At 36.7% G+C, this 13158-nt stretch carries 15 protein-coding genes; 8 read left to right on the top strand and 7 right to left on the bottom strand.

Annotation, left to right across the window (positions count from 1 at the left end):
- Positions 1-119: 119 nt before the first annotated feature.
- The 5 genes from D0T84_RS14310 to D0T84_RS14290 form a co-directional block, all read right to left on the bottom strand.
- The gene (locus D0T84_RS14310; protein ID WP_163308543.1) at positions 120-1814 is read right to left on the bottom strand and encodes an SWIM zinc finger domain-containing protein; all 1695 of its coding nucleotides are present in this window, start codon (positions 1812-1814) and stop codon (positions 120-122) included.
- 5 nt (positions 1815-1819) lie between these two features.
- Positions 1820-2128: a single-stranded DNA-binding protein gene (locus D0T84_RS14305; RefSeq protein ID WP_163308542.1), complete on the bottom strand. Its 309-nt coding sequence runs from the start codon at positions 2126-2128 to the stop codon at positions 1820-1822.
- A 15-nt stretch (positions 2129-2143) separates the two neighbouring features.
- A complete protein-coding gene (locus D0T84_RS14300; RefSeq protein WP_163308541.1) occupies positions 2144-2560 on the bottom strand; it encodes a UPF0158 family protein in 417 nt (138 codons plus the stop codon).
- 5 nt (positions 2561-2565) lie between these two features.
- Entirely contained in the window at positions 2566-3144 is a 579-nt protein-coding gene (locus tag D0T84_RS14295) for a plasmid pRiA4b ORF-3 family protein (protein WP_163308540.1), read from the bottom strand.
- 337 nt (positions 3145-3481) lie between these two features.
- The gene (locus D0T84_RS14290) at positions 3482-4792 is read right to left on the bottom strand and encodes an ATP-binding protein (RefSeq protein WP_163308539.1); all 1311 of its coding nucleotides are present in this window, start codon (positions 4790-4792) and stop codon (positions 3482-3484) included.
- Between the two features lie 225 nt (positions 4793-5017).
- Here D0T84_RS14290 and D0T84_RS14285 point away from each other — a divergent pair, with 225 nt between their 5' ends.
- From D0T84_RS14285 to D0T84_RS14255, 7 genes are all read left to right on the top strand, one after another.
- Positions 5018-5596 carry a ParA family protein gene (locus D0T84_RS14285; protein ID WP_163308538.1) on the top strand — a complete coding sequence of 193 codons (579 nt, stop codon included), beginning with the start codon at positions 5018-5020 and terminating at the stop codon, positions 5594-5596.
- A gap of 3 nt (positions 5597-5599) precedes the next feature.
- Complete coding sequence (locus tag D0T84_RS14280) at positions 5600-5833, top strand: hypothetical protein (protein ID WP_163308537.1); 234 nt, start codon at positions 5600-5602, stop codon at positions 5831-5833.
- A 473-nt stretch (positions 5834-6306) separates the two neighbouring features.
- Positions 6307-6534, top strand: a complete 228-nt coding sequence (locus D0T84_RS14275; RefSeq protein ID WP_163308536.1) for a hypothetical protein — start codon at positions 6307-6309, stop codon at positions 6532-6534.
- Positions 6531-6839 (top strand): type II toxin-antitoxin system RelE/ParE family toxin, encoded by a 309-nt coding sequence (locus tag D0T84_RS14270; protein WP_163308535.1) that lies wholly within the window; start codon positions 6531-6533, stop codon positions 6837-6839. The genes D0T84_RS14275 and D0T84_RS14270 overlap by 4 nt, the downstream gene beginning before the upstream one ends.
- Positions 6840-7034: 195 nt before the next feature.
- Entirely contained in the window at positions 7035-9716 is a 2682-nt protein-coding gene (locus tag D0T84_RS14265) for a DEAD/DEAH box helicase (RefSeq protein ID WP_163308534.1), read from the top strand.
- A 58-nt stretch (positions 9717-9774) separates the two neighbouring features.
- Entirely contained in the window at positions 9775-9993 is a 219-nt protein-coding gene (locus tag D0T84_RS14260; RefSeq protein ID WP_163308533.1) for a hypothetical protein, read from the top strand.
- On the top strand, positions 9990-10304 hold the full coding sequence (locus tag D0T84_RS14255) for a type II toxin-antitoxin system RelE/ParE family toxin (protein WP_163308532.1): 315 nt from the start codon (positions 9990-9992) through the stop codon (positions 10302-10304). Before D0T84_RS14260 ends, D0T84_RS14255 begins: the two co-directional genes overlap by 4 nt.
- A 652-nt stretch (positions 10305-10956) precedes the next feature.
- Here D0T84_RS14255 and D0T84_RS14250 read toward each other — a convergent pair.
- A complete protein-coding gene (locus D0T84_RS14250; protein ID WP_163308531.1) occupies positions 10957-12009 on the bottom strand; it encodes a hypothetical protein in 1053 nt (350 codons plus the stop codon).
- A 59-nt stretch (positions 12010-12068) separates the two neighbouring features.
- Positions 12069-12680 carry a recombinase family protein gene (locus D0T84_RS14245; protein WP_163308530.1) on the bottom strand — a complete coding sequence of 204 codons (612 nt, stop codon included), beginning with the start codon at positions 12678-12680 and terminating at the stop codon, positions 12069-12071.
- A gap of 227 nt (positions 12681-12907) precedes the next feature.
- On the opposite strand from D0T84_RS14245, the gene D0T84_RS14240 reads away from it, so the two are divergent.
- Positions 12908-13158: Wzz/FepE/Etk N-terminal domain-containing protein (locus D0T84_RS14240; protein WP_255495388.1), on the top strand; the 251-nt coding region annotated here is incomplete at its 3' end.

The following is a 13158-nucleotide window of genomic DNA, read 5'->3' as shown; positions in this document are numbered from 1 at the left end:
CAGTCATTAGTATATTGACTATTTTTATTCCCAAAGATAAGCCTGAGTTATAAACTCAATATCACTCTTTCAACCCAGGCCAACTTCATTCATTTTCGCCATCCTATATTTGTAACAAACTACACCTTCCCCAGCTCCTCCATCAAAGCCCTCCTATTCGAATACTTACTCTTCAACTCCAAAACAAGACTATCAGCCATCGCCTTAGCACCCAACTTTTTCATCCGCCCGATGTAGTGGCAGGCAGTCTGATAATAAGAACGGCCCATATTATTCTTCATATAGATAAGTATACGCTCCTTGTAGAGAGTGGCCAACTCATTTGAATAAGAACCTGACAAATATGGCTCTGCTTCGGCAATCCGTTCGAAACTAACATGCTGCCTGAGCAGCTCCAGCAGCCGATCCCAATACTCTTCCCAAATAAACAGCTGGGAGATGCGGCTATAATTGTCCCAGGTATCCTTACCCTTGATACCAATAATAAGATTTTCCAGATAATCAGCCCATTGCTCTTTTGGTATCAGCTCCTTTAATATATCATAATAGTATCTCGATGGATGAAACTGTCCGCCGGAATGAACAAAAAAGTAACGTGCCAGCCGGATAGTATTTTCCCTGTCTTTGGTTTCCCGGGCAATAATCAACAGATAATTGCGCCATTTAGATGCAAGCCCAGGCGATTCCTTTTCATCTTTTGCTACACCTTCCTCCGCCATCATTGTGGCCTTATAGTAATCTTTCGCATCCAGAGCAGCTTCTATCAACTGAGTCCTGAAATCCGGATTAGAAAGATTCTGTTCCATATACAAGGTGGCAGAGCTCTCATCTCCCGTTTTTTGTATAAGCGCCAACATCAAATTTTGTGCCTGCTCATAATCCCAGTCCCAATTTTTGCCATTCGGCTTTATCTTATCCAGGATGGTTTTTATACGGGCTCTCTCCGGAGGTGTCTTTAGTATATCGATAGCAAGCCAGAGCGTGTCAAAATGCCATTCCCAACTCTTAAATACATCTTTTTCGAATAAGCGAAGAAAATGTCCAAACAATTCATCACGCAACGCTTCATCCAGTTCCTTTTCGGTAAGTTTTTCCAACACTTCGAAAGCATCCTCAATACAGCCTCCCAACTCGCCATTACTATCGTCTGCATAATTTAGTACCTGTACCATTTCTTCCGCAACGGCCAAAGCAATAAACATCGCTATACGGTACTGCCCTTTATCCAGACTTGCTTTCGCTTCTTCTATCATCTCTCCAACAGCCCGCGCAAGGCGTTTTGCCTCCGAATAGTCTACAAAACCATGCCTGCCTGAATAAGTCTTTATCAAAGCCTGTGCCTGCTTTGTATATAATTCTTTTGAAACCGGAGATAAAACATGTATATGCTTGGCCACAAACAGCTGTTTAAACTTACTGTCGTTAGCACAGGCATTGCGGATAAATATTTTTAAATCCTCATGGGACAAATCTTCAAGAAGTTTATCCATCTGTTGGGTTGCAGACTTTTCCTTCGGTTTCTTCTTTGTTGTTCCTACTGATGCCAGAATATCATTTTTCAGATAATACAGCGCGGCAACAGTATGCTTACAGATTGAACCATCGTAAGGGCAATCGCATTCGTAGTCAGACACAACATCTCCCCTGATGCTGAGATTTACGGTATAGAGTTCCGAGCCTTCTACCATTATCTCATATTCTCCCTCTCCAGTTTCATCTACATCCGAAACATATCCTTTCTTGTAATAATCAAGCCCCCGGCTCAGTATTGCTCCGTTTATCTGGTTCTCAAATTCACTTATCTTTATTTTCATTTCTTTCAGTTCATTTTCGGCACCCACACAAACTCCAGTACATCCACCCTCACATTCAGGTTCAGTACAGGTTCCCTACCCTCTTGCTGATAAATACTTGGGGTAAACTCACCAATGATGCTTACCTTCGCCCCTTTTATCAGATACTTCAACCGGTTCCGGTTCGCCCCATACAATATGCACGAATAATACCGGCTTATATTCCTATCCCGTTTATCATCCACTGCCAACGTAAAAAGGAGGTAATCCTTATCATCCTTACTCTTAGCCTGGGCATCCTCTATCAGGTTGCCCATCAGTATAATTGTTTCCATCCCTTCTTTTTAGAGTTACAATAGATGCTCACGTACATACTTCTCCAGTTCCATCTGCTTGAAGTCGAACCAAGACTGCCTGTACTTACTATAATCAATGATATACTTAAAATTCTGGAAAGGCTTGCGTTTTGATATAGCTGTCCACAAACGCCTTTTTATAGGATCCGAATCCGGAATACAATATTCTATAAAATCTTCCATGAACTTAAATGATTGCCACGATTCGGGAGGTTCAATGCGAACTGAATGTTCCCAGGTCTCTACCTTATCATATACTTCCTGATAGTCATCATCAAAATAGGTCATATACGATTGTCCCAATACACTTTCTATCTCCATTGTATCTGTATTGAAATAACAAATCATACCTATATCAAGATGTTGGGCAATATCCCTTATTACGTTTTCCGGATATTTTGACTGATCCATAACTCTTAAATCTGTTTTAAGTAAGCATTTATCTCATCTATATCAAATAATGTCGCATCCCAGTTTTCACCTTCATCCAATCCCAACCACTCCCGGAGATCTTCAGCCTGGTCACTGTCAGGCATTGTTCTGAAAGTCTCTTTTATATCCTCATAGCCATATATGCCGCCACAGTCTTCCGGAGGACAAGCTCCTTTACCCGAAAGGCAGACAGCTTTCTTTGTATTATCATCTACTACAGACTCCAGGGTTATCTCGTGAAGCCAGTCGTCGCCAAAGTCGTAGACATAAAGAAGTTTGGAAACACCTTTGGTAAACACATCGGACAACTTAATTCTTGAAGAATCCATAACGTCAGCGAAGAAATCCGAATCAAAGAAGTCATCATCTGCCGGGATTGATATTCGGATCCTGCCTTGGTATTCTTTATCCTTGAATTCGAACAGATGGCAATCTTCCCAGCCAAACGCGGTTTGTATCACCTGGTGAAACTTTAAAAACGTAAAACCGGAAGGAACGGCTACTTTCCTCCAAACCGGAGGTTTAGTAATCCCTTTTATCTGGATTTTAAATTGAATTGTCATTCTTCTTTGTTTTTAATTTGTATCAACTCATTCGTTTTCAAAGGTACTATTTCCGTTCAAAATATAATTAACACGATTGAAAAATAGTTACCCTTAAAAATCGCAGCTCGCAGAAAGTGACACCTGTCACTTTTTCTATTAATAACTTTACGAAACAATCAACTAATAATGAACACATTGACTTTACAAAATTGTTAAAAAGTGACAAAAGTGACACTTGTTTCAACGATTTTTATGTTGTTACTATTTCACTTTACAACTTTCTTATAAGCTGTATAATATAGATAAAATTGTGGAAAGAAGATTATGGGTCTGTTACTTTTGGGAAGGAAATAGCCTACATATCCTCCATAGACAAGCCTAAAAATTCTACCTTGTATCCTTTTAGTTGCGTTTGCAGGTTCTTTGACTTCTCTTTCAGTTTTTGAATACTTATATTTTCTTTTTTACGTTTAACTTCTGTAAAAGTGACTGATTTCTCCAAATCATTAACTGCAACAATATCTATTTCATTCTGATTACCTTTCTCCCAATATGTACCTATTTCAGAATACAATCTTTTAGAAATCATCTTTTCTATAAAATATTTTTCTAAAATATGTCCACTATATGTTGTGTAATCTCGTTTTACTACTTCTTTCAAATAATCTAAACTCCCTATCTCTACCGCACTACGATATTTATATATGAACCGAAACCAGAAATTAAGAAAATTATCATTGATTTGGTATTTGACAGACCTGCTGTTTGGCTTTGCAAAAATTGACCTTACTTTCTTAACCAAACTATATTCTTTTTCCAGTCTGTCCAGAAATCCACCAACTTGCATTTCCATGATAGATTCGATTTCAATACGGGACGTCTTTCCTGATGCTATAAGCGAAAGGATAGAAAAGTAATTTCCATAGTCCTTACCAAATTCATCTATTAATACATTCTTCCCTTCATCCAAGAACAATGAATTCTCTGAGAAGATTGTGTCCAAAATAGATTCAAGCGTAAATGCCTTTTCCTCAATTAATAGTTCTACATATTTGGCTACTCCTCCTGTTATCATATAGAAGGCTAATAAGTCTTCTTGGGTATATTCAGGATAGTGTTCTGCCACTATCTCTTTGATCGTAGGTATATCAAACGATTTTAAGAAAATACGGTGTGTCGCTCTTCCAAATAGTGGTTCTTTTGAATGTTCAAAGATTCTTTTCATCATTGAATAAATCGAACCACACAAGATGAGATTAATATTACTTTCAGCTTTCTTGCTATCCCATATGTTTTGCATATCGCTATAAATAGAAGAATTTACAAACATGAATTCCTGAAACTCATCTATGATTAAAGTAAAATGTTTTGTTTTGGCAAGTTCCATCAGATAGCCGAAGACGTCTTTAAATGTTTTAAATTCTCCGAACAGTTCTACTTTTAGTTTGTGTTTTATTTCATCAATAAACTCCTCACATAGCAAAGCTTCATTTTTCTTAGCTACAAAGAAGTAGATATATGTTTTATCTGAATTTGCTTTTATAAGCAGGCTTGTCTTACCTATCCTTCTCCGCCCTACAACGAATGTCATTTGGGCTATTTGTTGCGATTGCTTTTCAATCTTACCTAACAAAGCTAATTCTTTTTCTCTATTGTAAAATTTCATTATCGTAATACACATTACAGTAATACAGGTTGCGATAAATCAAAGGTAGAAAATTATTAGCGAATACTTCTTTCTTTTTTAGTAAATAATGCGAATCAAGGATTTAAATATTTTCAAGCATAAATATTTAATTAAATAAATATATAAAAGCATATTTAAATATTTACACTTTTGAATATTTAAATAAATATGCTACATTTGCATAAATAGTTTATTATAAATATTATGCGTACCATCGTTATTGCACATCAGAAAGGAGGAGTAGGCAAAAGCACCATTGCTATCAACCTTTACCATACTCTGAAAGATAAAATGGATGTCGCCCTTCAGGACTTCGACAACCAGGGAACCACCCTCCGCGCGCTCGGAGATGCTACCGTCTACAAGAAAAATGATAAGATTGGCGAACACCAGCTTCTCATTATCGACACCCCCCCCTACCTGTTCAATGAGTTGCCGGCCATTCTCAAGAATGCAGACATGGTAATCATCCCCACCCGGAAGTCGATTCCGGATCTCCTTGCCATTGGGGATACACTGGATATTATTTACCAGGGAAAAGCCCGGAATAACAACCTGAAAATATTTGTACTCTACAATCAGGTAGATACAAGAACCTCGCTGAACGAACCAATCGAAGAAAAAATAAAATCGATGGGAGTGGAGGCCTTCAAAACACAAATAAACAACCGTGTAAACTATTCGAGAAGTATCACATCCGAAAACGGAATATACGGGCTGGACACAAAGGCTGAAAAAGAATTTAAGGAACTGACAAACGAAATACTGACAAAATTCATCTAAGATATGACAAAGAAAACCAACGATATGGATTTACTGAGCGCAATCGACAAATTTAAGTCAAACTCGGTGCGCCAGAAGGAGACAGGAGGCATCGTATCGGAAGAAACTACCCGTACATCTTTCGATATCAGCAAAACCAAGATGCAGAAGCTAAAAATATACCTGGCGAAGAATAACCTGTCGCTTCGCGACTTTATAATGATTCATGTGGATGAAGCGATAAAGGATATAGATTGAAGAAAGTTCCTTTTTTGTCTCTGCCATTTATCTTATTAATAACCAAATATTTACCTGTAGATTCATTGAGGGACAAAAAGGGAACTTTATATTCTATTATCACCTAAAATGTATAAGGGCTTTTTTCTTCCTCTATATCATACCTGCTGAAAAAACAGGAAATGATACTGTTATTTTTGAATATTTGGTATCAAGAGGGCAGGCTTACTCTAAAGATATACAAGAAAAACTAAAAAATATTGACTAGTATTACTCAAGCCTCATCTATTACTATCAATATGACCATTCGCAAGACTGTTTTTGTGTACACAAAAACACATCTTGCATTACCAAAAAAACAAAACATTAACAATATCTTTCTGTATTAAAAATTTATTTGCATCATACACAAACATCATTGTGCTTCATAATAAAACAAGTACATACTTGAAAACACGCAAAATAATTATATATTTGTATATAAAAAATATATTATGGCAACATTAAAACTGGAAAGTAAAAAAGCATCTTTAGCCAGAAAAATATTAAATATGGATGATGAAACCTTATTAGATGAACTTGCTGGTATTATTGAGAGTTTCAATCCGGTTGTTTTTCCATGTCAATATTCCATAGAGAATCTAAAAACTGGTATTCCTAAATTTTTAAATGATATAAAAACTGGAAAAACCGTATCCCATGCCCAAATTAAAAGAAAATGAAGCTGGAATGGTCACAGGAAGCTATAGATAATCTTAACTCCATTTATGATTATTATTTCATCAAATCACCAACAGTAGCCCGCCATATTTACAACTTGATAATAGATGAAGCAGAAAGGTTGTCTGCAAATCCCCTTATTGGTGTTATTATAAAAGAAATCTCTGATAAAGAAATTAAATTCAGATCCTTAGTTGTTGTCCGTGGAATATTTAAAATTATTTATATTGTACAAGAGGATAATATCTATATTTATCGTATTTGGGATTGCCGTCAACACCCAAAAAAACTCAAGGATAAGAGATAATTCGTTGTAACAAATTAGATTAATATATTCTCTAACTTATCTAAGATATATAAGCGCTCAAAAAAATTATCACAATATTTGAATACCAATATGATACGCATTGTAAGAAATTAATAGACATGTTAGTAATCAGCATAAAAGAGTTTAGGGAAAATATGAAAAGAGAAATCAATTTATGCTATATATCCAATAATCATGCAATTTCACAACAACTATAATTATATTTCACACACCAAAATGGAAATCACACCTATCATCGAAAAAGTAAAAGACATCATATCTCCGGACGAAAAAGCACATGGCGAATTAATCTACTACAACAACGACTGTACCATATTATCACAATCGCCTCTTTCTATCAACTGCGTGATTGTCTGCCCCGAAACAGACTCTACTATAGATTGCAATCTGCTGATTGATGAAGAAGACCAGGCTTTTGTACCCGAATGCGACGGAAAACGAACCGGTTGGAACCGATATTCATACGCCGCTCTTTTGCAATACCAGGATGAACTTAATTCTCTACACAAGAAAACCGAACTTCATCATATGAAGTATAGCAGGGAAGGTATGATCCGCCGGGTACTCAAAGAGCGCCAGCTGAAAGCAAGTTCGGCCGAATATAAAATTAAGTGGGGTGACAACATTTACGGGGATCATATACTAATCAACGAAGCCGGCATACAATACAAAATATTCCTTCGCGATTTTGAAAACGAACGGGGTTATTCCGACAGCGCCGACTCCCAAACCAATAAGCTGGGAACTACCAAGCATATTATGTACGCTTTCCGCAAACTAAAAGAAGACCCAAACTTGTACAAACGGCTAAGCAAAGAGTTCCCTTTCGTAGAAATATATTGCGATCCGCTGAACGATTATAAAATATCCTGGTATTATCCACAAAAATTAGCCTTAAAAGAAAATCTCCTGATATCACGCTATTTCAAGAATGCTTCCTTTATAGAAGATTCTGCTATTGCCGATTTCCTTCCTTTCATACAAGAAGCCGAGAATTTCAAAAGCATTGTAATACGCCCCGAAGTAAAAGAAAAAATAGAGGCTTACTATGAAAATTGCCTGCTGAAGAACCTGAAAGAAAAAGAGACTGTAGATTATTCCACTCTCAAGGCCAATCTGTTTCCCTACCAGAAAGAAGGAGTAGAATTTGCTGTATTCCGTAAATATGCCATCATTGCCGATGAAATGGGGCTGGGGAAAACTATTCAGGCCATTGCTACGGCTATTTTTAAGAAGCAGATATTCGGATTCAACAAGATTCTGATAGTTTGCCCGGCTACACTGAAGTCGCAATGGAAAAATGAAATAGAAAAATTCAGCGATGAAAAGGCACTGATAATACAAGGTTCCCAGAACGAAAGGTGCATACAATATAAAGATCCTGTCTATTCTTTCTTCATTGTCAACTATGAAATGGTACTTCGCGACAACCAGATTATCAATGAAGCCGGATTCGACTTCCTTATACTGGATGAAGCTCAAAAAATAAAGAATTACGAGACCAAGACATCATCAGCCATCAGGAGATTGAAGCCAAAACATACCCTGATTATAACAGGAACTCCTATCGAAAACAGGCTGATAGATATTTATTCTATCATGAGTGTGCTCGACCCCGCATTTTTTGGCCCACTGTGGGAATTTTCATATCAGCATTGCTTGTTCGATCCTGAAAAAATAAACAAGATAAATGGCTATTACAATTTGGACAAACTGAAAATAAAACTGTCTGAAATACTGCTCCGTCGCGAAAAATATGCAGTTCTCAGCCAGCTGCCCGAGGTACAGCAACATGATATACTCGTCCCTCTCTCACCTTTACAGGCAGACTATCACTTTGGTTTTATGAATGGGGTAGCCCGTATAGTCAGCAAAAAGTTTCTTACGCCGTACGATATGCAAATGCTCAACAGTCTGCTTACAAACGCCCGTATGGTCTGCGATTCTACCTACCTTATTGATGAGAGTACCAATGAATCGCCAAAGCTCGCAGAACTGGAAGATATCTTACTGGAAAAACTGGATATAAAAAGAACAAAACGGAAAGTTATTATTTTCTCCGAGTGGGTTGCAGTACATAAGTTGATAGGACAGCTGCTGCGTAAACAAAATATAGGATTTGTACAGTTGTCGGGGAAAATTCCGGTAAAGCACCGGGGCGAATTGATTCGCAAATTTGAAGAAAAAGAAGAATGCCAGGTCTTTCTATCCACCGAGGCCGGAGGCGCCGGGCTCAACCTGCAAATGGCCGATATATTGATTAACTTTGAGTTGCCTTGGAATCCGGCAAAGAAAAACCAACGGATAGGCCGTATCGACCGTTTAGGGCAGAAAAGCAACAAACTTACTATACTGAACCTGATAACTGCAAATTCGATAGAACAGCAGATAGCCGCCGGATTGCTTGTCAAGCAAAGTCTTTTTGATGGGGTATTATCAGAAGGGCAATCAATTGATTTTGTCGATTTCTCTACCAAAGGGCGCTCCCAGTTTATCCAACAGATAGAAATGATGGTTGCCGGGCAAAGGGAAGATATGCAGCCAACAGACGATATACAGGGGACTGTACCGGAAAAGGAACCGATAGAAAAAGAAGCCAGCCTTGAGCAATTAGAACTTTTTGAAGAAGATGTACGCGATCAGTCCGACGCCAAACAGTCTTCCTCTGAAAAATCAGTTAGTAAAGAGGATGTTACACAACAAACTAAAGAGTTACAATCTGTATTAGACAGTGGCTTGCAATTCTTATCCGGAATATTCAAAATGACGACAGGTAAAGATCTGGGATTGCAAAACCAGAAAATAGAAATAGATAAGGAAACCGGAGAGGTGGTTATGCGTTTTAAGATTAAGTAAGTAAAAGTAAATAGATTATTTTCACTATATTTGAGTAGTATTGATTAATATATATTTTATGGGAAAAGTTTTAACAGAGCAAGAAACCGCAGCCTTACTAAATAGAATTTCAAATAAAAAGCGTTACAAACAGGTTATGGATTTTTTAGATGATAGTGAATCCTTTTATCCTTTTTCTATTAGCGAAATGAAATTAATAATAAAAAAAGCAGTTAAAGACGCACAAGAAGGGAAGGGTAAAACAGTAGAACAAATGAGAATTAAATATCCGAAATGAAGATTATATACCTAGAGTCGGCAGAGTTGGCTTTGGATGAAATTTACTCATTTCTTTCTCAAAGAAGTGAAAAAGCAGCAATTAATCTTTACAACAAAATTCTTGACGAAATAGATAAACTAACCTCATTTCCCAAAATGGGAGTTTTATATCATTCAATTATAGGTATTAGGTCTATTCTTATTGAAAACAAATATAGAGTACTTTATTTCATTGAAGATAAAACTATTTACATAATATTAGTATGGGATTGTAGAAGAAATCCGAAAGAATTTAAGAAAAAAATATTAGCGTTTACACAAAAAAATTAAACAATCAGGGAGCCACTTTTTAGCAGCTCCCTTTTTTACATACTTGCGTACGTCCTGGGTTACATGTTCGGGCGTGTCCCCACGTTATCCCTACCCTTTCACCCAAAACAAAAGTAACCACTTTTTTTAAAAAACTAGCAAATTGTCACAATTTTAAAATTTAATATACATCCCGTTGCATATTTATACACCCTCACAAAAGCTTAACACACGAAAAACATACATGCGTGTCCTTATATGTTTATCCGATAAATAAAGAAATATTATTTAAAGATTATATATTATTTTTAGTCTTATGAGGCATTTATAAAGCGTGTCGATTTAGCATTTTCTTATTATTCTGGTTATTCTTTATTATATTGTGCTAGTCAACTACACAACTAAAATTTATAAACGTCTAACAATCAGTAAGGGTTAATTTTCAAAATAGGATAGCCAACTACACAACTAAACCCGATTAGGATAGCCAACTACACAACTAAACCTAAAATGGGATAGCCAACTACACAACTAAACCCAAAATGGGATAGCCAACTACACAACTAAACCCAAAATAGGATAGCCAACTACACAACTAAACCTAAATTAGGATAGCCAACTACACAACTGGAAGGCAAAATAGGATAGCCAACTACACAACTAAGCGATATTTTCACTCAACTACACCAAAAGTTTCGCTGTAAAGATCATTCCAGATCTTCATTTTCTTATCGCGCGAATCATCACTCATAAACCATTTGTAGAAATCTTCACGGTCTATGTTCCGGTATGCGTCCAGAACCGATGAATGTGATATTAAGCCGCCCTTTTCTTTTATATATATCTGTTCCGCGGCTGAATGAAGTTTTTTGAAGAATACTGCTTTCAATTTTTCATCAAAATAAGCAAGTGTTTCTTTTGAGAAGATAAATTCTACAAAATAAGAATGTTTAGTTCCGTTCGTAACGAAACTCCAATCAAATTTTGTATTCACTAACGATTCCTGTATATGTTTCAAAGTTTTGGTTATATATGCTTTTTTGTTCTTTGGGGTGTCTACACTCACGCCAAAGACATCGCACAGGTCATCTATCGATGTGATGAAATTTTGAGGATTGTTGGACCGTTCATAAAAACGTACCTGGGCGATGATCCGGGCCATAAAGATATAAAAGTTGCGGAAAGCCCCCACCGATGATATTTTACTTGATTTTAGCCTTTTGTAATCATAGAAATCAATCAGGTGATATTCCTTAAATAAATTTTCGATAATCTTATGCCCCAGCTTAACGGAATACAATCTTTTGGATAATTTTTTTGTTGATTTATCATAGATAACATCCAAATGACTGATCAGCTGCACTGACTCAAATGTTTCTTTATTATCCTTTTTCCGTTTGAAGATAACGTTTTCCTTCAAGGCTCTGTATAGGGCATATTCAAAAAGGCTATCGAAAACATGGTCGTCAATGACAGGCAGGTTTTTCTTTGTTTCTTTAAACTCCGGAAGCGTCCGCTGCAATGTTGTCCGGCTATAACCAAATTCTCTACAAAAATCTTCTATCGAAAAAGTTATATTACCCCATAAATCCAAAAACTGGCAATTGGCAGCATAGACAATAATGTCCCTGATGATTGCCGATTCTTCGCCAAAGGTACGAAGTAGTGCATCTTTGTCGAACGAGAAATTTTGAGGAACCCTACTCAGTTGGTTATTATTGTCCATATCTTAATTATTGCATTATTTAATTATATATTTAAATAAAAACTTAAATATATAATTATTTATTTAAATATTTCTTCTCTATTTGTGTCAACGCCTGTATATCGCAGGCATTTGTATATACTGGGGCGCGTAACTCCTACAACTTTCTCTATCTCACGGATAGAATAAAGAGGCTGCTCCCCATCTTTAGCTAAATACAGTTTCTTTATATCACAGGCTTTGTTCTGCAATTTCTTCGAAAGTCCTTTTGGCCGGCCTCCGAGTTTTCCGTTTTTCCTGGCTAGAATTCTACCGGCTTCTGCCCGCTCTTTCTTGAGGTTCATTTCGTACTCGGCCATCATGGAGAAAAACATAAACATAATTTTACCTGTAGGTGAATTTGTGTTTATGTTTTCGGTAAGAGAGATGAAATGTACTTTTTTTTCTTTCAGCATGGATATAATTTCTACCAGTTCGAACATTGATCTTCCAAGCCGGTCTAATTTCCAAACGACAAGGGTATCCCCCGACTCCACTTGATGCAGCAATTTCTCAAATTGGAATCTCTTTGCATTATCACATGCTGATACTTTTTCTTTAAATATTTTCTCGCAACCAAAATCTGTCAGAGCCTGTATCTGTGCACTTAAATTCTGTCCTCGACTCGACACTCTGGCGTAACCATAAATCATCTGTTTTCGTTAACTGGTTAAATTAACCGCAAAGTAAAGAAAATCTTTCGATAAACAAAACCTATACCTTTTGTTAACAGCCTATCAAGGCTTTTATTTCTAAATATATCGAACACAGGCTTTATTCTCTTCAATAAGAATCGTATAATTATTGCATTCCTAACAATTTATAATTACTTTTGCAAGCACAAATAAAAATTACTCTCTTCGGTTCAAAAAATAGAACAATGGCTGAAAACAAAGAAGAAGAAAAAGAAATAGATTTGATGGAACTGGCTCAAAAGCTTTGGGCAAACAAGAAATTTATTATTAAAGTATGCCTTATCGGTTTGGTTGTGGGGCTTATTGTGGCTTTTAGTATTCCGAAAGAGTATACGACGACGGTGGTGCTGATGCCAGAAGCACAATCTGGTTCTGGAGGAAGTATGGGTTCGTTAGCGGCATTGGCTGGGATAAATTTGGGGGGAGGAGCTGGAGG

It is taken from the genome of Dysgonomonas sp. 521, assembly GCF_010501055.1.
Classification (GTDB): Bacteria; Bacteroidota; Bacteroidia; order Bacteroidales; family Dysgonomonadaceae; genus Dysgonomonas.
The sequence above is the reverse complement of the archived record's forward strand: the minus strand, read 5'-3'. Positions and strand labels throughout refer to the sequence as shown.

Coding starts and splice junctions, on each gene's coding strand:
- D0T84_RS14310 (WP_163308543.1), bottom strand. CDS start 1,814: ATGAAAATAAAGATAAGTGAATTTGAGAACCAGATAAACGGAGCAATA.
- D0T84_RS14305 (WP_163308542.1), bottom strand. CDS start 2,128: ATGGAAACAATTATACTGATGGGCAACCTGATAGAGGATGCCCAGGCT.
- D0T84_RS14300 (WP_163308541.1), bottom strand. CDS start 2,560: ATGGATCAGTCAAAATATCCGGAAAACGTAATAAGGGATATTGCCCAA.
- D0T84_RS14295 (WP_163308540.1), bottom strand. CDS start 3,144: ATGACAATTCAATTTAAAATCCAGATAAAAGGGATTACTAAACCTCCG.
- D0T84_RS14290 (WP_163308539.1), bottom strand. CDS start 4,792: ATGAAATTTTACAATAGAGAAAAAGAATTAGCTTTGTTAGGTAAGATT.
- D0T84_RS14285 (WP_163308538.1), top strand. CDS start 5,018: ATGCGTACCATCGTTATTGCACATCAGAAAGGAGGAGTAGGCAAAAGC.
- D0T84_RS14280 (WP_163308537.1), top strand. CDS start 5,600: ATGACAAAGAAAACCAACGATATGGATTTACTGAGCGCAATCGACAAA.
- D0T84_RS14275 (WP_163308536.1), top strand. CDS start 6,307: ATGGCAACATTAAAACTGGAAAGTAAAAAAGCATCTTTAGCCAGAAAA.
- D0T84_RS14270 (WP_163308535.1), top strand. CDS start 6,531: ATGAAGCTGGAATGGTCACAGGAAGCTATAGATAATCTTAACTCCATT.
- D0T84_RS14265 (WP_163308534.1), top strand. CDS start 7,035: ATGCAATTTCACAACAACTATAATTATATTTCACACACCAAAATGGAA.
- D0T84_RS14260 (WP_163308533.1), top strand. CDS start 9,775: ATGGGAAAAGTTTTAACAGAGCAAGAAACCGCAGCCTTACTAAATAGA.
- D0T84_RS14255 (WP_163308532.1), top strand. CDS start 9,990: ATGAAGATTATATACCTAGAGTCGGCAGAGTTGGCTTTGGATGAAATT.
- D0T84_RS14250 (WP_163308531.1), bottom strand. CDS start 12,009: ATGGACAATAATAACCAACTGAGTAGGGTTCCTCAAAATTTCTCGTTC.
- D0T84_RS14245 (WP_163308530.1), bottom strand. CDS start 12,680: ATGATTTATGGTTACGCCAGAGTGTCGAGTCGAGGACAGAATTTAAGT.